The following is a 19,171-nucleotide window of genomic DNA, read 5'->3' on the forward strand; positions in this document are numbered from 1 at the left end:
GTACTCATTATAGCGACCCGTATTTTTTGCGTAGGTGCTGACGCACGGTTTCAGCGACTGTGTTCACCACAAAGGTAAAGATAAAGAGCACAAACGCCGCCAAGAACAAGATACGATAGTGTGAGCTACCCACCTCAGATTCCGGTACTTCCACTGCTAAGTTCGCTGCCAAAGTACGCATACCCTCAAAGATATTCATGTCCATAATTGGGGTATTACCCGTTGCCATTAGTACGATCATCGTTTCACCAACAGCACGACCCATACCTATCATTACGGCAGAAAAAATACCTGGGCTGGCGGTTGGTAGCACCACTCGAACCATGGTCTGCCAGTAAGTTGCACCCAAGGCCAAAGACCCTTGGGTCAACGCTTTTGGTACGCTGAAGATCGCATCTTCAGTAATCGAGAAAATAGTCGGGATAACCGCGAAGCCCATTGCGAAACCCACCACCAAGGCATTACGTTGGTCGAAGGTAATACCAAGGTCATTGGTAATCCAACCTCGAATATTGCCATCAAAGAAGCTCAACTCAATTGCAGGACTCAATGCCAAACAGCCCCAAGCTAGGAAGACAATGACAGGAATCAGCAACAATGGCTGCCAACCCTCAGGAACTAACCAACGAATGGCTTGAGGTAAACGTGACCAAAGGTAAGCGAATAGCAAAATACCCAAAGGTAACACCACCAGCACACTAAAGGTCGCGGCAAGATTTTCTTCCAAGAAAGGCGCAAAGAACAAACCGGCTAAGAAGCCCAAGATAACGGTTGGCAAAGCTTCCATCAGCTCGATTATAGGTTTGACCTTACGACGCAAGGCTGGCGCCATGAAATAGGCAGTATAGATAGCACCACAAATGGCCAATGGCACCGCCATTAACATGGCGTAAAACGCCGCCTTTAGTGTTCCAAAGGCCAAAGGCATCAAACTGTATTTGGGTTCGAAGTCGTTATTGGCCGCCGAAGACTGCCAAGTATAGGTTGGCTCTTGATAGCCTTCATACCAAACCTTGCCCCAAATGGACGACCAAGAGACTTCTGGGTGCTCATTATCGACATAAAAAAAGTGCAAACCTTTACCGTCTTCCAGTAATAAGCCATTTGCACGTGGCGCAAAGCTGATCAATTTCGCCGTCCCATCGCTCAATTTCTCGTCGATTACCTGACGAGTAGAGGTGGCGTTGTATATTGCTACTATTCCACGATCATCTAGCGTGGCAAAACCTTTACGGCGTTGCTCCATGGCGACATTCACTAGCGCTACTGGTTGTTTAATATCGCGGATAAAGGTCAGCTTTTCTTCATTCGTGTCATTGTTACGAACATTAAACCATTGACTCACGCGACCAGTTGAGTCTGCCACCATGATAGATGACTGACCTAGCAAGTAGCTCATTGATACCAATTTGGCATCATCTTCAAATAGAGCAATATTGTCTTTCAGAGCAATATTATCAAAGTCACGTAAGTCAAATTCACTTAGTTGACCTAAGCGCGTTGCGACATAAAGATAACGCTGATTGCCACTAATAAGCATGCTCGTAACATCAGCAACAAAGGGCAAGGCTCCGCTTTGCTCGCTTAGCTCAACTTCTTCAGAAATAAAATTAACTTCTTTCGTTACCTTAGTAATCGCACTCTTAGCATCTCCAATGGCTGCCAAGATGAAACTGTCATCACCGTCTCTAAAAGACAACTGGCGAATCGGAAAATCAGCAACATCAATCGCGTCTTTACCATATGGGTATTCGACGGCAGGGGTAATTTTACGTTTGCCATCTGGATAGGTAATTCGATAAACATGTTTCGAAATGATGACTTTACCGTCTTCGTAAGCAAAAGCCAGCAAATGACTGGTATCAGATTCCACTGCAAAAGCCGTTACTTTTTCAGAACGAGGGTTTTCGACGGTTTTAATAACGCTGCCGTCGGCCACTGAAAAGAACACTATGCTGCCATTACTGGCAACGCGCATACCAACTTCAGCTTGTTCTTCCGTGGTCAAATAGACGCTTTCACCTTGATCCGCCGCGGGTAAACTATAGTTCGCTTCTGGTTCAATGGATGCGCTTGAGAACAAAGGCGCAACCTCATAAAGTAAGTAGAAGCAGATCAAAAGAACAGCGAGAATGACACTGCTGCCTCCGACTGCGATACCCATTCCAGCCATACGGTCTTTCAGGGCGCGAATTTTACGATGACGCTTTAATGCTGGTGTATCAAAATCCAGCTCCGGCATCTGATGGTCAGTTGATTTAGTCATCCGCATTCATCTTTTTGTGTGACATTTTTGTGACAGCTTATAAAACAGAGAAAAGTAGGAGAGCGTTTCTGCCCTCCTACTTTTTATTCTCATTTCGTAAGCTCGTTATCGCGACAGCTTACTTAATACCTAGTGTTTTTAGGTACTTGTTGGCAACATTCGCAGGTAGTGGAACGTAGCCGTCTTTTACAACCACTTGTTGTCCCATTTTAGAAAGTACCATTTTCACAAACTCACGCTCAAGTGGAGCAAGTGGCTTGTTCGGTGCTTTGTTTACGTAAACGTATAGGAAGCGAGACAGTGGGTATTTACCTGTCGCGGCATTCTCAACCGTTGCAGGTATAAAAGTACCACCTTCTTTCTTCGTCAAAGGTACAGCACGTACTGAAGAGGTTTTGTAACCGATACCAGAGTAACCAATACCGTTAAGAGACGTTGAAACAGACTGAACAACAGAAGCCGAACCAGGCTGCTCGTTTACGCTGTTTTTATAATCGCCTTTGAAAAGAGCGTGCTTCTTAAAGTAACCGTAAGTACCAGATACTGAGTTACGGCCAAAGATTTGAATATCACGGTTTGCCCAAGCACCCGTTAGACCAGCTTTGCCCCAGTTAGTGATGTCTTCTTTGTGTCCACCTTTACGAGTAGAAGAAAAAATCGCATCGACTTCAGGAAGAGACAAACCTTTAATTGGGTTATCTTTATGTACGAAAACCGCTAGTGCATCGATAGCAACTGGAATCGCTGTTGGCTTGTAACCGTATTTCTTTTCAAATGCCGCTACTTCTTTGTCTTTCATTTTACGAGACATAGGACCGAAGTTAGACGTACCTTCTGTCAAAGCTGGTGGCGCAGTTGAAGAACCAGCTGCTTGAATTTGGATGTTAACATTTGGGTATAGGCGCTTGTAATCCTCAGCCCACAATGTCATCAAGTTTGCCAATGTGTCAGAACCAACGCTTGAAATGTTACCAGAAACGCCACTTGCTTTACTGTAAGACATCAAATTTGCATCAACATCTGCAACAGCGTTAACGGAAACGCCCATTGCTGCTGTTATTGCTAGACCTGCAACTAGTTTTTTCATCACATAAACCTCAGTGGTTGTAATCAAAATATTTATGAGCAACTGCCCATAGCTCGTTCGATGCTGTTCACTATAAAAGGCAAATATGACAAAAATGTTAAAGAATGAAATATTTCAAAATTTTTCACGACAAACCGTCAATAACCATTAAGGACTCAATGAAAAAAAGCATAGTCCAGTTTTTGATAAACTCAATCGACACTAAACCACTCACTTTATATTGAGTATTCCTCATTCCTAGACGTAAAAAGACCGTTCATATTCCAAAGCGATACGTTATCCAATAGACTAACTGTCGGATTTTTCCTGTGGGGGAAGCATCCGACAATAATGATTAAAAACTGTGGGTACTTTAATGTTTAACAAACTAATCTGCTTGGCTGAGGCCATTTCCCAATACACGGGGAAATGCGTTGCTTGGCTCACATTAATGATGATGCTACTGACTTGCCTCATCGTGCTACTACGCTATGGTTTTGGTATTGGCTCCATTGCATTGCAAGAATCGGTTCTCTATTTTCATGCTCTGGTCTTTATGTTGGGCGCGGCTTATACCTTTAAAGAAGACGAACACGTTCGAGTGGACGTATTTTACCGCGACTTCTCTGAGACAAAGAAAGCTTGGGTCAATCTTATTGGCGGGCTTTTCTTCCTGTTGCCTTTTACCTTATATACCGCTTACTTGAGCTTGGACTATGTTGGCGCCTCTTGGCGAGTATTCGAAACCTCCCAAGAACCCGGTGGCTTACCTTTCGTTTATCTGCTTAAAACACTGATTCCTTTAATGATGGTTAGCCTCATCATTCAAGGCATGGCCGATATTTTAAAAAATCTTGGCGTTATTACTGCCGCCCGCTCTGCTCAGAGGACTTAACCCATGGCTGAATTTTTACCTTTATGGCTGTTTGCTGGCGTCTGTGTCTGCTTATTATTTGGCTACCCAGTGGCTTTTTCTCTCGGCGGTACCGCCTTAATCTTCGCTGCTGTTGGTTCGTTATTTGGCACGTTCGATGGTGTCTTCCTAGAAGCCTTACCAAACCGTTTGTTCGGCATTGTCCGTAACGAAACCCTCATCGCCGTGCCCTTGTTTGTGTTAATGGGCGTGTTACTGGAAAAATCCAAACTTGCTGAACGACTTTTGGAATCCATGGCCATGCTGTTTGGCTCCATGCGTGGTGGCTTGGGTATTTCCGTTATTCTTGTGGGCATGCTGTTAGCCGCCAGTACAGGCATTGTAGGGGCTACCGTGGTCACCATGGGGATGATTTCATTACCTACCATGTTACGCCGTGGTTATGACCCAGCGCTTGCAACCGGTACCATTTGTGCAACCGGCACACTCGGACAAATCATTCCACCGTCTATTGCCTTAGTGCTACTAGGCGACGTAATGTCCAACGCCTTTCAAAAGGCCCAGCTTGAGATGGGCATTTTCTCACCTAAAACCATTTCGGTCGGCGACTTATTTGTTGGAGCCTTGATTCCAGGCCTCATTCTCGTGGTGTTCTATATCTTGTACGTCATCATTGTCGCTTGGCTACAACCTCATAAAGCACCAGCGGTGCCACGTGAAGAATTGCACAGTGGTTCAAATGAGCCATTAGTACTGCAACTGTTCAAAGGCTTATTACCCCCTCTCATTCTTATTTTTGCTGTGTTGGGCTCCATCCTAACCGGCGTAGCAACACCGACTGAAGCCGCAGGCGTTGGTGCCCTAGGCGCAGCACTACTGGCTTGGGCGAGTGGTAAATTGAGTCTTAAAACACTAAAAGAAGCAGTGCATTCCACCACCAAAGTCACCTGCATGGTCTTTATGATCTTGATTGGTGCCTCGTTATTTTCATTGGTATTCCGAGGCTTTGGCGGCGAAGAACTCATTCAAGACTTCTTCTCTCAACTGCCTGGTGGTGTTGTTGGTGCCATGATTGTGGTGATGTTATTGATGTTCTTCCTAGGCTTCATCCTAGACTTCATCGAAATCACCTTTGTTGTTGTGCCGATCGTTGCCCCTGTGTTGTTAGCCATGGGGCTCGATCCTGTATGGCTTGGTATTATGATGGCCATTAACCTACAAACGTCTTTCTTAACACCGCCATTTGGTTTTGCACTCTTCTATTTACGTGGTGTTGCGCCACCAGAAGTGAAAACACAATCCATTTACAAAGGGGTATTGCCGTTTATCATCATCCAGCTTGTTGTCTTGCTGATGCTGTCAATCTGGCCAGACCTTGCTACTTGGTTACCTGAACAAGTCTACGCAGACTGAGGATAGTTTTATGAAAGCAATGCAAATTCAAGAATATGGTCCTGCCAGCGCTCTTGCTTTGACAGAGGCTCAACAACCCACTCTAGCGGCCGACCAGATTTTGGTGAAAGTCGGTGCTGCAGGCGTGAACCCTGTCGATACCTACATTCGTTCAGGCACCAATAATTACACTGCAAATTTCCCTCATACTCCTGGATCTGATGGGGCTGGCATAATCTCAGCAGTCGGTAATGAGGTAACTGAATTTACGGTAGGACAACGAGTTTACTTTAGCCGTAATTTAAGCGGTTCTTCGGCAGAATACTGTGTCTGCGCAACGACACATACCTACCCATTAGCGGATGCATTGAGTTTCGAAGAAGGCGCGTGTGTTGGCATTCCTTATACCACGGCACATCGCGCTTTGTTTGGTCGAGCCAATGGGAAAACTGGGGATAAGGTGCTAGTACACGGTGCCACAGGTGCGGTTGGTCTCGCTACTGTTCAGCTGGCCCTTTCAGCTGGTATGGAAGTCGTCGCCAGTGCCGGTAGTCAAGCTGGTGTCGACTTACTGCGTGCGCAGGGTGTCGAAACCGTTATTATGCACAATGAAACTGACCATTTAGCGCCTTTTCAGTCTTTGCCAACCGGGTTTGATGTCATCATTGAAATGCTGGCCAACCATAACCTTGATCAAGATCTGAAAGCCCTCACCTTCGGTGGTCGCGTCGCTGTGGTCGGTAATCGAGGCACAGTCGAAATTAACCCTCGTGATTTGATGGCTCGAGATGCCGCCGTTTTTGGTGTCGCGTTAGCAAACGTCAAACCAGCCGAATTGGCATTGATTGCTAAAGCGCTCAAACCTTTGTTTGAAAAAGGTGTGCTGAAGCCTGTGATTCGTCAAACCTATGAGTTAACCGCGTTAGCGCAAGCCCATGAAGATGTTCTCAAGTCGGGCGCATTGGGGAACCTTGTCATTCGAATAGACTGATTTTGCTGACGCAAACACCATAACGGCGTGATCAATTGATCACGCCGTTTTTATTTTTTGTCGTTTTTCCGACGGAAAAGGGTAAAAAAATACGCCATCTCCCAAAAAAAACCCTCTGTCAAAGCCAATCCAACAGGGCTATACTTCCTTTTTTTACTTTAACCCTATAGGTGAATTTTGACCTCATCTGAATCCGATGTATTTAGCCTCCCAAATGAAGCGAATGCCCATGATCATGATTACCATCAATTGGTGATTGTGCTAGACGGCAATACGGACTTCGATATTCAGGGAAAAGGCAAAGAGTTGCATTCAGGCGAAGGCTGTATTTTACCCTCAGCCAATTCACATGCTTTCGCAGGTCTGGGTGAAAACCGCATCATGGTTGTTAACCTGCCGATACCACCACAAAAAAGCATTACCGATGAAGAGTACGAAATCGTCTCTCGTATTTTTGATCAAGCCGCCTATTTTGAACTCAGCCCACGTCTACAAATTCTGGCCTCAGCCTTATCAGGAGAATTACAACAGTACCCGGATGACCCAATTTTAGCCCGTGCCTGTGGTAATACCTTACTCAGCGCAATCCGCCATCAGGTAAACAGCAAAGATGTGCGTACCCGTGGCAACCAGTTAGACATAGACAAACTGGACCAATTTATCGAGCTTAACCTCTCTCGCAAAGTACACATTGATCAACTGGCTAATTTTTGTTTCCTCAGTGTCAGCCAATTCCACGAACGCTTTAAAGATCGAACTGGCATGACGCCTCATCAATATTTGATGCGTAAACGCTTAGAACGCGCCCAAACCTTATTACAAGAAGGCTTTCCACCGATTCAAGTGGCTGAAATGTGTGGTTTCTCTAGTCAAAGTGCGATGACTAATATTTTTTCACAAACTCTCGGCATCACACCACTGCGCTATCAAAAGCAATTCAGCGTTCGATAATAGACAAACTGTCTTTTTCTTCTATCTTTAAGAAAGTGACAGGCAGGTTTCTTTTCTCCTTTATTTCCCTCATAAAAAACCGAACTTGTAGGCAACATACCCTATCGTCGCCCATGAGCCGGATTTTCTTATAAAAAAAAACGACTTTTTCGAAAGACAGTTTCCCCCTTCTGTCACTAAAGTGTGCCCATTATCCAGACATGCGCTTTGCTGACTTAGACCAACAAACCTAACGTAAAGCGTAATGTGCTCTATCACAATGTGCGGCCGTCAAAATAATACGAGATTTATTGCTGCCCGCGGGAGAAAACAACCATGTTTAAAGCGATTGAGGTATTACAACCTAACTTCATTCAAAAGCCACTCAATGAGTTGTGGCAGCTCATATCCCCTCTTTATAAAGCGGACGAAGAAAGCTGGTTAAAAGAACTTTTGCCTTTGGCGAAACCAACGCAAACAGAGCTTGCAAGCCATACTGATACGGCTTCTAAGCTGATCGCGGAAGTGCGTAAAGATGACGACAGTATGTCCATGATAGATGCACTACTATTGGAATACAGTCTGGATACGAAAGAAGGTATTTTGTTGATGTGCCTTGCCGAAGCATTGATGCGTGTGCCTGATAAAGAAACCGCCGACGCTTTCATCAAAGACAGATTAAGCGTGGCGGACTGGGCCTCTCACGCGCAGAATTCAGATTCCTTTTTTGTCAATGCGTCAACCTGGGGACTGCTGCTCACCGGTAAAATCGTCACTATGGACGAACGCCAAGACGGTACGCCTGCAAACCTTGTTAATCGCATGGTTAACCGGGTTTCTGAGCCAGTGATTCGTAAAGCCATGAACCAAGCCATGAAAATCATGGGACATCAGTTCGTACTAGGTCGCAGCATCAAAGAAGCCCTATCTCGCGGTAAAGGCTATCGCGATAAAGGCTATACCTATTCTTTCGATATGTTGGGCGAAGCGGCTTTAACCGCTGACGATGCCCAAAAATACTTACGTTCATACGAACAAGCTGTTGAATCCGTTGGTCAAGACACTTACAACAAAGGTCATCGCCCAACCATCTCGATTAAACTATCGGCCCTTCACCCTCGTTATGAAGTGGGTAACGAAGAGCGAGTGATGAGCGAACTGTTTGAAAGCGTCAAAGGCTTAATCGCCAAAGCTCGCTCACTTAACGTCGGCATCACCATAGACGCAGAAGAAGCGGACCGTTTAGAACTCTCTCTACATTTATTCGAAAAGCTGTACCGTGATAACGTTTCACAAGGTTGGGGGCTATTTGGATTGGTGGTTCAGGCTTACTCCAAACGCGCTCTCCCCATACTCGCTTGGCTCGCTGCTTTAGCCAAAGAGCAAGGTGATCGCATTCCAGTACGTTTAGTAAAAGGAGCTTATTGGGACTCTGAAATCAAACTTTGCCAACAACGTGGCATTAACGGTTACCCAGTATACACCCGTAAAGAAGCCACCGATGTTTCCTACCTTGCTTGTGCGCACTTCCTATTGAGTGAACACACTCGTGCGAACATTTTCCCACAGTTTGCCAGCCATAACGCGCATACCATTGCGACCATCAGTTGCTTGGCCAAGCAACTTGGCGCCAAAAATGACGAATTCGAATTCCAACGTCTACACGGTATGGGCGATGCACTATACAACCACTTAATCAAAGAAAATGATCTGTGTGTGCGTATTTATGCCCCAGTAGGAAGCCATAAAGACTTGCTACCTTACCTAGTGCGTCGCTTACTGGAAAATGGCGCAAACAGCTCTTTCGTACACCGCTTGATTGATGCCAGTTATCCAATCGAAGACCTAGTACATCATCCAGTAACAACACTAGAAAGTCGTCAGTCTCTAGCCAACCCTCACATTAATTTGCCTAGCAAATTGTTTGCGGATCGAAAAAACTCGTTTGGACCAAACATTGAGATTGAATCGGAGTGGCGACCTTTCAAAGCGCAAATCGATACCTTTATGGGACAAGATACGCAATGGCGAGCTTACCCAATTGTCGGTGGTGAAAAAGTCAAAACGGATCAGACTCACGCCATCAAAAGTCCATACGACCACAGTCAAGCCGTTGGTGACATTGATTGGGCAGACCAAACAACGGTGGCTAAAGCCATTGGTTTAGCGCAAGCCGCCTTCCCTGCCTGGTCTGCACGACCCACCTCAGAACGAGCTGATTGCCTAGACAAGATGGCCGACCTCATGGAAGAGAATTACCCAGAATTGATGGCGCTTTGTCATCGTGAAGCGGGTAAAACCATTCAGGACAGCATTGACGAAGTCCGTGAAGCCGTAGACTTCTGTCGCTACTATGCGCAACAAGCCCGCAGCCATTTTGCTGAACCACACAAGTACACTGACTTCCTTGGCCAAGATAAACGGGCGCAATGGAAAGGCCATGGTGTGTTTACTTGCATCAGCCCTTGGAACTTCCCATTGGCCATCTTCACAGGCCAAGTGGTAGCGGCGCTCGTAGTCGGTAACACAGTCATTGCTAAACCTGCAGAACAAACCAGTTTAATCGCGGTACGTGCAATCGAATTGCTGCATCAAGCTGGCGTGCCAGGCAATGTTTTACACCTGTTACCAGGTGACGGTGCCAGCGTAGGTGCCCCTTTAACTAATGATCAACGCATTGCTGGATTGGCTTTCACAGGCTCTACTGGTACCGCGCAATTGATCAACCGCACCCTAGCAGCACGTAATGTTCCACCTGTGCCTGTGATTGCTGAGACCGGCGGTCAAAATGCCATGATCATTGACTCTACCTCTTTGCCAGAGCAAGTGGTACGCGATGCAGTACGTTCGGCCTTTGCTTCAGCTGGTCAGCGTTGTTCTGCTTTACGTGTGATGTTTGTTCAAAAAGACATTGCCGATCGCGTGATTCCTATGATCAAAGGCGCTATGCAAGAACAAAGCGTTGGCTTGCCTTACCTGCACAGTACCGATGTGGGCCCTGTGATTGATCAAAAAGCACAGACCATGTTGCTTGAGCACATTAAACACATGACCAAGGTTGGCAAACTGATCGCACAAGCGGAATTACCGGACCTTACTAACAAGGGCACCTTTGTGCCACCAACGGCCTTTGAAATCGACAGCATTGACCAACTAACCGATGAAAAATTCGGCCCTATTTTGCATGTCGTACGCTACCAAGCACGCGATCTGAACACCATCATCGACACCATCAACCAATCTGGTTTTGGATTGACCATGGGCGTACACAGTCGTAACGAAACCACGTGTGCTCGAATTGCGAATCGTGCTCGTGTCGGCAACCTCTACATCAACCGTGACCAAGTCGGTGCCGTCGTTGGTGTACAACCCTTTGGCGGCCAAGGCTTATCTGGTACTGGACCAAAAGCCGGTGGACCTCACTATCTTCAACGTTTCGCGACAGAACAAGACCTTTAAGGGAGACAGACATGACAATCGTAAAACCTATTCAAATTCAGGTCGCGCAAGCTGTGTTGGAAAAATGGGATATGTTAGGCGTTCATGGCCGTGCGGAAAAATTGCTGCAAAGCCTATATACCTTTACCGTTGAACAAAAACAAATGGCCACATGGCAGATCGAAAATGCCCGCAAAGAAATCGCTGAAACACGCAGCATGCCAGGACCAACTGGTGAAAGTAACGAACTTTCCAACCAAGGACGAGGTGCTTTCCTGTGCTATTCCGAGATAACGTCTGATAAGGCTAACGTTGGCTTGGTTGGACAAATTTTCACGGCGCTAATCGCTGGCAATACCGTTATTACGGTTGGTTCAGAAGGTCAACAAATCATGGATTATATTGTGCCTTTTGTCCCTGAAGGGGTCATTCAGAACATTGCAGAGTCCGCTAAAGATTCGCTCATTGAAGCTGACGATTTAGCTGGTGTGGCCGTGTTGTGTGAACCATCACACACCATGGAATTAAACCAAACGCTCGCCGCCAAATCTGGGCTTATTTGCCAGTTAGTTGCAGAGACAGATAGTGAAAAGCTGTCTACCATCGCCAAGCCACATTACATACTACGCTTCGTGACAGAACGCACCGTGTCGAACAACACCACAGCGGTTGGTGGTAATGCGACCCTATTAGAACTGGGCAGCATGAACGACTAATCCTCGATCTAATAGAAATACGCTATAAGAGGCTTCCTTGGTAACAAAAAAGCCTCTTTTTTTATCCGCTTTTATTCACCTTTAATAGATAACAAGGCGCTTTCCCATGCCTTGATAAAACGTCGGCGTTTTGAATCATCAAGATACACCATCAAGGCCGGTCCTAAAGGAATTGGGTGAAAGTTAATACTCTGATCCCGTAAAGCGTTGATGTTTGGATTCAACGCCATCAATTCACTCTTCGAGGCGAGAACTTGTTGTCCTTCTGTTGAAATTAAAAAGCTTAAAAATCGCTGCGCATTAGAGGCATGTTTTGCTTGCTTTGAAATATAAGCAACGCGGCTAACCACCAAAGCATAGTCTTGCGGGATCACCACTCCAATACGACTATCTTGCTTTTCTCTAGCCAGAGAATATGAGCCTAGCATGTTGTAACCAAAGATTAATTTTCCAGAAGATATATCATCTAAAAGCTTTGCCGTACGACCATAAACCTGAGTATGAGCTCGTCCTAAGCTTTCTTGTAAACGACCACTGATACTAGAGGTAACCTCATCTTGAGTGGCAACAAAGTAACCTAACCCAGAACGGCGAGCATCATAGGATCCAACTTTATGAGCAAAAAAGTCATCATCATTACGCATCGCTTCCGCTAAGGACTCATGGGTGAGAGGAATGAGCTTATTTTTAAACGTTGCTTTGTTATAAACAAACACAATAGGCTCATAGGTGAAACCAATTGCCTCATTACGCCAATTAGCCCAACTAGGTAAATCATTAACAGCTGAATCCATAATAGGCTGAGCATAACCGTCATTAACCAAATGAACCTGTAAATCCATTGCCGAACTAATCACCACATCAGGTTGTTCTCGCAAAGACTTGGCTTTTATTGCGTGATAAAGATCTTGTGTATCAAACTCACGATAAACCACCTTGATATCCGGATATTTATCTTTAAAAGCCACGAGCACCGGAGAGATAGCTCTCAAATCCGTAGCGCTATAGATATCTAATCGCCCGACTTCCTGTAATGAGGTTTCTGCCAGACTCTTTGTATAAGGCACCATAATGATAAGAGCTAAAAAACATAATCGATTAATCATGCACTACTCCCCACCAATAAATGGATTCTGGCTCTGAGCCCTCCTATGGGGCTATCCTCCAAGAAAAAATCACCGCCATGAGCATCAGCCACGCTGGCAACAATCGACAAGCCAAGACCAGAACCATTAACACTATCTGATAGTCGTTCAAAGCGAACCAGCACCTTCTCTCTTAACGACTTAGGAATGCCAACACCAGCATCATCAACGATAATGTCTACCCGCCCTTTATTATTATGCAAACTTAACTCAATTTGATTATCTTCAGGACCATAAAGAACAGCATTATCCAAAAGATTACGAACCGCCTCTCTTAAACTAATGGAATCGCCCATAAACAACGGAATGTCTCCGTCAGATTGGTAGGAGAAATCAATAGAACGATGGGCATTATCACGCACGCATTCCGTTAATAACTGCTTCATTTCTGTTTCTATATTTACTTTTTTTGTGATTTTTGTATCCCCTCTATGAACCACCATTGCATGGGCAAGCAGCTGATTAGTTAAGCGCGTGAGACGTACATGCTCTTCTCGTATTCGATGTAAATGCTCAGGTAACTCCTCTAAATTGCGACTTTGACTCGCAATATCTAACTGCGCCTGAGTTGAACTTTGCACTGTACGAATTTGATGACTCGCATCCGCAATAAATGTCTTCATAGAATTTAGGTTAGCAAGTAATTGTTTTTGGTAGTTGTTGATCGCTTTTACCAAAGGAGCAACTTCTTGAATGGGAGTTGCCTCCATTTGCTCAGCCAATAAAGGCGAGTATGAAGCAAGACTTTTTGAAATAGAGCTGAGGGGTTCAAGTGCTCGATTAATGGCGAACCAAAGCACTAACATGACAAACACCATAATGCCAAAAAGCACGACCAGACTGCGATAAAGAATGTCATTCATCATCTCATAACGCGCTTTTAATGTTTGTGCTAAAACCACCGTTACCCAACCAGAGACAGCCGGTTCCGAAAGCCTCTTACGGCGAATAACGACTCTTACATCTTCCGCTAAATAATGATCATTATAAAAGGATAAAGGAGTCGCCATAGCCTTGATTTTTTTGGGTATGGGCATGTTTTCATAACCGGTAATAAGCTCCCCCTTGATGCCTAATACCTGATAAAACACCTTATCTTTATTCGCTAACTGCATCATTTCAAAAGCCGCATAAGGCAAATCTAGATCCACCTGATCACCATAAACATGTAAACCTTCCATGATCGATAAACTGGCACTATTTAACAAGCGATCATAGGAATAATCCGCTGCTTGGCGAGCATAATGCCAAACACCTATGCTTAAAATAATAAAAATAGAAAGCAATAATAACGAGGTGCGAGTTAGCATTCGTAAACGCAGGGAGTAACTTTTCTCAATCATCAACATGAGCAAGATACCCCAAACCACGAATGGTTTTGATAATGAGTGACGAACCATCCAAATGCTTTCTTAAACGGGTCAGGGTTTGCTCTATGGCATTGGGCGTATAAGCTTCATCATAATGATAAAGTCGATTGGAGATATCATCCTTAGTTAAAACTCGATCTAGGTTATGCAAAAACAGATCTAATAATTGCCTTTCTCTAGGTCGTAAATCCAGCAGTTTACCTTCCACAAAAGCTGAATGAGTGGCTAGGTTGTAGTGTAGATTTCCACACTGTACTTCATTACTCACCTCCCCCCTCTCACGTCGATAAAGCGCTCGACAACGGGCAGCTAACTCACGAAAATCAAAAGGTTTTGCTAAATAATCGTCAGCGCCAAAATCCAATGAACTGACTCTATCATCCACCTCAGTTCGAGCCGTTAACATCAAAACAGAAAGACGATTTCCACTGGCCCTTAAACTCTGCAACAGCTGAAAACCACTTTTTCCTGGTAAATTAATATCCAAAATCAACAAATCGAAATCCGCAAACGACAAGCTATTTTCAGCTTGTTCAACAGAGTTAACCCAATCAATAGGCTCCCCTAAATTGCGAAAATAGACCTGAATAGACTCGGCTAACCCCTGATTATCTTCAATCAATAACATACGCATGTCGGGTACCTTATTTATTCTTTCCTTGTCAGCTTGGTGTCAGTTAAGAAGTGTAAGTTTGTTCTTCACTGTACTAGCAAGTACAGAAAAATAACAAAAAATAATTGGAGTACAAAATATGACTAAATCTATCCGAGCGTTATTACTCGCAAGCGGTCTATCTATCGCCCTTAGCGCAAGTGCTTTTGAAGCAAATAAACCCACTTGTATTGCTCCTGCCAAACCTGGCGGTGGATTTGATTTAACCTGTCGAATTATTGCGAGTGGATTTACTGATGCAGGCCTTACCAAAGTTCCTATGGCGGTTACGTTTATGCCTGGTGGCGTTGGTGCTGTGGCTTACAACTACATTAATTCTAGCAACCCTGATGATCCGAATAAGTTAGTTGCGTTCAGCTCTGGCTCATTACTTAACATAGCACAAGGGAAATTCGGTAAAAATCTTGATGAAAACAATGCTCGTTGGGTAGGCACTGCTGGGGTGGATTATGGTGCCATTTTAGTAAAAGCCGATGCGCCATGGAATACCTTGGGCGAACTGGTCAATGACATCAAAATAGACCCAAGCAAATTCGTTTTTGGTGCAGGTGGTGGTGTCGGCAGCCAAGACTGGATGAAGGCCGCGATTATCATGAAGTCTTCAGGTATCGATCCGAAGAAAATGCGTTATGTTGCCTATGAAGGCGGTGGTGAAGCGCTAGCCGCACTGTTAGGAGGGCATATTAAGGTGTTCCCTGGCGATGTTGGTGAAATGGAAGGTTTGGTGAATTCAGGCAAAGTCAAAGTTCTTGCCATTATGTCTCCAGAGCGTTTAAAAGGTAAATTCTCTCAGTACCCTACCGCCATTGAGCAAGGTTTTAATGCCGAATGGACCATTCTTCGTGGTTACTATTTAGGGCCAAAAGTATCAGATGACGCTTACCATTATTGGGCAGAGCAATTCCAGAAAGCTTACCAAAATCCTGCTTTCGATAAGGCTGTTATCAAGAAAGGCTTAGTCCCTTTGCATCTATCTGGTATGACATTAAACAGCTACATAAAAGAGCGTGTAGTCTACATGCGTGGTCTCGCCGTTGAAGCTGGTTTGATCAAGCAATAGGACGATAATATGTTTGACCGCATTTTTGCGGGTGCATTATTGGTACTGTCTGGGCTTATTGCCTGGACAGCTTTCCATTTCGATGTCCCGTTTCAGTATGAACCTCTAGGGCCAAAAGCCTTCCCTATTATCTTATCTATTGTTTTAGCTACATCTTGTGTTTGGATGATAGTAAAACCCGACAAAAACTCTTGGTATCCAACCAAAGAAATTCTAATCAAAATAGTCATTGGTCTTATGATAATGGTGTTGTATGCAACTCTATTTGATGAAATGGGCTTTATCATTTCCACAACCATAGTAGGTGCCATTTTTAGCTGGTTATTTGGTGAAAAGCCTCTTAGAGCCTTCTTGTATGCCCTAGCCCTAAGCTTAATCAGCTATTTCTTATTAGCCGATTTAATGGAGCTTAATGTCCCAACCGGCTTACTTTTCGGAGACTTATAATGGACGTTTTACATTACTTATCAATAGGCTTCTCTGTCGCTCTAACACCGCTTAATTTAGGCTTGGTTTTAGCTGGATGTTTTATCGGCACACTAATTGGTTCATTACCTGGTATAGGGCCAATCAATGGCGTAGCCATTTTGTTGCCATTAGCCTATTCCATTGGTTTACCACCAGAGTCTGCCTTGATTTTATTGGCAGGTGTTTATTATGGCGCAGAATATGGCGGCCGAATTTCAAGTATTTTGCTCAATGTTCCAGGGGACGCAGGCGCAATCATGACAACATTAGATGGTTACCCTATGGCCAAACATGGCGAAGGTGGTCGAGCACTTGCTTTATCGGCCGTTTCGTCTTTCTTTGGTAGCATGGGAGCCTTACTGTTAATGGTCATTTTTGCACCTCTACTCAGCAAATTAGCAATTCAGTTCGGTCCTTCTGAATATGTTTGGTTGATGCTTTTTGCCTTCACTTGCTTAGCAACCATGGTGGGTAAACGCCCAATCAAAACCGTCGTTGGTGTGGTCATTGGCCTGCTTTTCGCGACGATTGGGATTGATTCTGGCACTGGTATTTTACGCTTCACTATGGGGATCCCAAATTTATTCGACGGTGTGGATTTTCTGGTTGTTGTGATTGGTATGTTCGCCATCAGCGAAGTGCTCATCTTATTAGAAAGCTGGGCACGCAATGATTTGAAACTTACCCCTGTTGGAAAAAGTTTTATTAGCTTTTCAGACATCATAGCTGTGAAATGGGTGATCTTCCGCTCAACACTGTCAGGTTTTTTAATCGGTGTGTTGCCAGGAACTGGGGCATCTATTGCCAGTGCGGTTGCCTACGGTACTGAAAAACGTTTTGCAGAAGGTAAAGACGAGCATTTTGGTACCGGTGATATTCGTGGCCTTGCTGCACCAGAAGCCGCAAACAATGCATCAGCAGCAGGCTCTATGGTGCCTATGCTAACCTTAGGGATTCCTGGCAGCGGCACAACAGCCATCCTGTTAGGTGCCTTATTAATGTTTAACATCACCCCTGGTCCTCTATTGTTTGAACAACAGCCCAATATTGCATGGGGTCTGATCGCTTCTATGTTCATTGGTAACATCGCTTTATTGGTAATGAACTTGCCACTAATTGGCTTGTTTGTTCGACTACTGTCTATCAAGCAGTCTTACCTTGTACCTATTATTGTGATGCTAACCTTCGTCGGGATCTATTCCATTCATGGTGATACATTCGATCTATTCTTCATGATTGTATTAGGTCTTTTTGCCTTCATCTTACGCAAATTAGGCTTTTCTTTAGCTCCCATTATTTTGGGATTAGTATTAGGGGAAGTGTTAGAAGAAAACTTACGAAGAGCCTTGTCTATCAGTGGCGGTGATTGGTCTATCTTATTAAATAGCATCATGACTTATGTCTTAGCTTTTGCAACCGTTGCCGCACTTACGGCACCAAGAATACTAAAAGCTTTTAAACATTAAGTTTTACTAGATTCGTCACTAAAAAAACCTTCATGATCAATCTGACCATGAAGGTTTTTTTTATTTCATAATACTCAGCATAAAGTATTAATTAAGCTATTAAAATTCAACTAGTTAAGCTCACGAGCATTAATATAAGCTCGTTCAGAGACTTGGTGCCACGCTCTTACTTTACGGTTAAAGGCACTAAAAGAGTCATACACTTTTTGACTCATAGGGTCTGCCGCCGCGACTTCTTCTAATGTTTCAATGGACGCTTTCTTTAAAGCGGATAAAACTTCATCTGGAAAGCGCTTCAAAATAACCTGATGATCGTTTACTAAGGTTTCTAACGCTGCATTATTTCGCGCGGTAAATTCATCCAACATCACCGCATTGGCCTGACGAGTTGCCGCCCGGACAATCAATTGCAGGTCTTTCGGCAAAGCGTCAAATGCCTCTTTGTTATACAAGGCTTCCATAGTAGAACCCGGTTCATGCCAACCAGGGAAATAGTTATATTTTGCAGCCTTATATAAACCAAATGCTAAATCATTGTACGGACCCACCCACTCTGTTGCGTCAATTGCCCCCGTCTGTAAGGAAGTAAATATTTCCCCACCAGGCAAATTGACCGGAATTCCGCCCACCTTCTTCAAAACTTCCCCGCCCAAACCGGGTAAGCGCATTTTTAGTCCCTTAAAATCCTCCAATGAATTGATTTCTTTGTTGAACCAACCACCCATTTGTACACCAGTGTTACCCGCTGCCATTGGAATTAGATTAAAGGGGGCGTAAATTTCTTCCCACAACGGCAAACCACCGCCATAGTGAAGCCATGAATTCATTTCTTGTGCAGTAAAGCCAAACGGTACCGCGGAGAAAAATTGTGAAGCTGGTACTTTTCCTTTCCAATAAAAGGCACCGCCGTGTCCCATCTGAGCGGTACCACGAGATACCGCATCAAACACTTCTAATGCCGGAACCAACTCACCTGCGGCATATACTTTTACGGTTAAACGCCCGTTAGACATCTCCGTAATACTTTTTGCCAAGCCTTCCGCACCCGTCCCCAAACCGGGGAAGTTTTTCGGCCAAGTCGTCACCATTTTCCAGTGAATGACGTCTACTTTTGATTCTGACTTAACGGTTTTTTTAGCCTCTTCAGAACCACCACAAGCGACCAATATCACGCTTGTTGCGGCAATTAATAAGCCTCTAACTAAGTTTTTTGCTACGTCCATTTATAAAACCTTTTTATTCTGTTTAACCTTTAAATATTACATTGCGTATGACGACCATGAGTGAATGAAAACGTCCCCAAAGAAAAAGCTCTG

General features: G+C 44.5%; 15 protein-coding genes. 9 read left to right on the plus strand and 6 right to left on the minus strand.

Annotated features, from left to right (window positions below; genetic code table 11):
* Positions 1-7: 7 nt before the first annotated feature.
* Together MAR181_RS17765 and MAR181_RS17770 are read right to left on the minus strand one after the other, a co-directional pair.
* On the minus strand, positions 8-2,266 hold the full coding sequence (locus MAR181_RS17765; protein WP_013797979.1) for an ABC transporter permease subunit: 2,259 nt from the start codon (positions 2,264-2,266) through the stop codon (positions 8-10).
* 118 nt (positions 2,267-2,384) lie between these two features.
* Positions 2,385-3,353, minus strand: a complete 969-nt coding sequence (locus MAR181_RS17770; protein ID WP_013797980.1) for a PstS family phosphate ABC transporter substrate-binding protein — start codon at positions 3,351-3,353, stop codon at positions 2,385-2,387.
* Positions 3,354-3,708: 355 nt separating this feature from the next.
* Here MAR181_RS17770 and MAR181_RS17775 point away from each other — a divergent pair, with 355 nt between their 5' ends.
* The 6 genes from MAR181_RS17775 (at position 3,709) to MAR181_RS17800 (ending at position 11,673) form a co-directional block, all read left to right on the plus strand.
* Positions 3,709-4,227, plus strand: coding sequence for a TRAP transporter small permease subunit (locus MAR181_RS17775; RefSeq protein ID WP_013797981.1), 519 nt, complete (start codon positions 3,709-3,711; stop codon positions 4,225-4,227).
* Between the two features lie 3 nt (positions 4,228-4,230).
* Positions 4,231-5,619, plus strand: a complete 1,389-nt coding sequence (locus MAR181_RS17780) for a TRAP transporter large permease (RefSeq protein WP_013797982.1) — start codon at positions 4,231-4,233, stop codon at positions 5,617-5,619.
* A gap of 10 nt (positions 5,620-5,629) precedes the next feature.
* Positions 5,630-6,589, plus strand: coding sequence for an NADPH:quinone reductase (locus MAR181_RS17785; RefSeq protein WP_013797983.1), 960 nt, complete (start codon positions 5,630-5,632; stop codon positions 6,587-6,589).
* A 177-nt stretch (positions 6,590-6,766) separates the two neighbouring features.
* Positions 6,767-7,540, plus strand: a complete 774-nt coding sequence (locus MAR181_RS17790) for a helix-turn-helix domain-containing protein (RefSeq protein ID WP_013797984.1) — start codon at positions 6,767-6,769, stop codon at positions 7,538-7,540.
* 315 nt (positions 7,541-7,855) lie between these two features.
* Positions 7,856-10,978, plus strand: a complete 3,123-nt coding sequence (gene putA, locus MAR181_RS17795; RefSeq protein ID WP_013797985.1) for a bifunctional proline dehydrogenase/L-glutamate gamma-semialdehyde dehydrogenase PutA — start codon at positions 7,856-7,858, stop codon at positions 10,976-10,978.
* Between the two features lie 11 nt (positions 10,979-10,989).
* Positions 10,990-11,673 carry a 1-pyrroline-5-carboxylate dehydrogenase gene (locus tag MAR181_RS17800; protein WP_013797986.1) on the plus strand — a complete coding sequence of 228 codons (684 nt, stop codon included), beginning with the start codon at positions 10,990-10,992 and terminating at the stop codon, positions 11,671-11,673.
* 71 nt (positions 11,674-11,744) lie between these two features.
* Here MAR181_RS17800 and MAR181_RS17805 read toward each other — a convergent pair whose 3' ends face one another.
* The 3 genes from MAR181_RS17805 to MAR181_RS17815 are packed head-to-tail and all read right to left on the minus strand — an operon-like array spanning position 11,745 to position 14,822.
* The gene (locus tag MAR181_RS17805) at positions 11,745-12,779 is read right to left on the minus strand and encodes an ABC transporter substrate-binding protein (protein WP_013797987.1); all 1,035 of its coding nucleotides are present in this window, start codon (positions 12,777-12,779) and stop codon (positions 11,745-11,747) included.
* Complete coding sequence (locus MAR181_RS17810) at positions 12,776-14,167, minus strand: sensor histidine kinase (protein WP_013797988.1); 1,392 nt, start codon at positions 14,165-14,167, stop codon at positions 12,776-12,778. Before MAR181_RS17810 ends, MAR181_RS17805 begins: the two co-directional genes overlap by 4 nt.
* Positions 14,154-14,822 carry a response regulator transcription factor gene (locus tag MAR181_RS17815; RefSeq protein ID WP_013797989.1) on the minus strand — a complete coding sequence of 223 codons (669 nt, stop codon included), beginning with the start codon at positions 14,820-14,822 and terminating at the stop codon, positions 14,154-14,156. The genes MAR181_RS17810 and MAR181_RS17815 overlap by 14 nt, the downstream gene beginning before the upstream one ends.
* A 118-nt stretch (positions 14,823-14,940) precedes the next feature.
* Between MAR181_RS17815 and MAR181_RS17820 the strand changes: the two genes are divergently transcribed.
* The 3 genes from MAR181_RS17820 to MAR181_RS17830 are packed head-to-tail and all read left to right on the plus strand — an operon-like array spanning position 14,941 to position 17,855.
* Positions 14,941-15,921 (plus strand): Bug family tripartite tricarboxylate transporter substrate binding protein, encoded by a 981-nt coding sequence (locus MAR181_RS17820; RefSeq protein ID WP_013797990.1) that lies wholly within the window; start codon positions 14,941-14,943, stop codon positions 15,919-15,921.
* 9 nt (positions 15,922-15,930) lie between these two features.
* Complete coding sequence (locus tag MAR181_RS17825) at positions 15,931-16,368, plus strand: tripartite tricarboxylate transporter TctB family protein (protein ID WP_013797991.1); 438 nt, start codon at positions 15,931-15,933, stop codon at positions 16,366-16,368.
* The gene (locus MAR181_RS17830; RefSeq protein ID WP_013797992.1) at positions 16,368-17,855 is read left to right on the plus strand and encodes a tripartite tricarboxylate transporter permease; all 1,488 of its coding nucleotides are present in this window, start codon (positions 16,368-16,370) and stop codon (positions 17,853-17,855) included. The genes MAR181_RS17825 and MAR181_RS17830 overlap by 1 nt, the downstream gene beginning before the upstream one ends.
* 110 nt (positions 17,856-17,965) lie before the next feature.
* Here MAR181_RS17830 and MAR181_RS17835 read toward each other — a convergent pair whose 3' ends face one another.
* Positions 17,966-19,078, minus strand: coding sequence for a TRAP transporter substrate-binding protein (locus MAR181_RS17835; RefSeq protein WP_013797993.1), 1,113 nt, complete (start codon positions 19,076-19,078; stop codon positions 17,966-17,968).
* Positions 19,079-19,171 lie beyond the last annotated feature (93 nt).

The sequence above is a fragment of the Marinomonas posidonica IVIA-Po-181 genome (assembly GCF_000214215.1).
GTDB lineage: Bacteria > Pseudomonadota > Gammaproteobacteria > Pseudomonadales > Marinomonadaceae > Marinomonas > Marinomonas posidonica.

What these genes read in the sequence shown, in the direction of transcription:
- MAR181_RS17815 (WP_013797989.1), bottom strand. Translation starts at nt 14,822, where the DNA reads ATGCGTATGTTATTGATTGAAGATAATCAGGGGTTAGCCGAGTCTATT.
- MAR181_RS17785 (WP_013797983.1), top strand. Translation starts at nt 5,630, where the DNA reads ATGAAAGCAATGCAAATTCAAGAATATGGTCCTGCCAGCGCTCTTGCT.
- MAR181_RS17825 (WP_013797991.1), top strand. Translation starts at nt 15,931, where the DNA reads ATGTTTGACCGCATTTTTGCGGGTGCATTATTGGTACTGTCTGGGCTT.
- MAR181_RS17780 (WP_013797982.1), top strand. Translation starts at nt 4,231, where the DNA reads ATGGCTGAATTTTTACCTTTATGGCTGTTTGCTGGCGTCTGTGTCTGC.
- MAR181_RS17800 (WP_013797986.1), top strand. Translation starts at nt 10,990, where the DNA reads ATGACAATCGTAAAACCTATTCAAATTCAGGTCGCGCAAGCTGTGTTG.
- MAR181_RS17775 (WP_013797981.1), top strand. Translation starts at nt 3,709, where the DNA reads ATGTTTAACAAACTAATCTGCTTGGCTGAGGCCATTTCCCAATACACG.
- MAR181_RS17835 (WP_013797993.1), bottom strand. Translation starts at nt 19,078, where the DNA reads ATGGACGTAGCAAAAAACTTAGTTAGAGGCTTATTAATTGCCGCAACA.
- MAR181_RS17765 (WP_013797979.1), bottom strand. Translation starts at nt 2,266, where the DNA reads ATGACTAAATCAACTGACCATCAGATGCCGGAGCTGGATTTTGATACA.
- MAR181_RS17820 (WP_013797990.1), top strand. Translation starts at nt 14,941, where the DNA reads ATGACTAAATCTATCCGAGCGTTATTACTCGCAAGCGGTCTATCTATC.
- MAR181_RS17830 (WP_013797992.1), top strand. Translation starts at nt 16,368, where the DNA reads ATGGACGTTTTACATTACTTATCAATAGGCTTCTCTGTCGCTCTAACA.
- MAR181_RS17810 (WP_013797988.1), bottom strand. Translation starts at nt 14,167, where the DNA reads ATGTTGATGATTGAGAAAAGTTACTCCCTGCGTTTACGAATGCTAACT.
- putA (WP_013797985.1), top strand. Translation starts at nt 7,856, where the DNA reads ATGTTTAAAGCGATTGAGGTATTACAACCTAACTTCATTCAAAAGCCA.
- MAR181_RS17770 (WP_013797980.1), bottom strand. Translation starts at nt 3,353, where the DNA reads ATGAAAAAACTAGTTGCAGGTCTAGCAATAACAGCAGCAATGGGCGTT.
- MAR181_RS17805 (WP_013797987.1), bottom strand. Translation starts at nt 12,779, where the DNA reads ATGATTAATCGATTATGTTTTTTAGCTCTTATCATTATGGTGCCTTAT.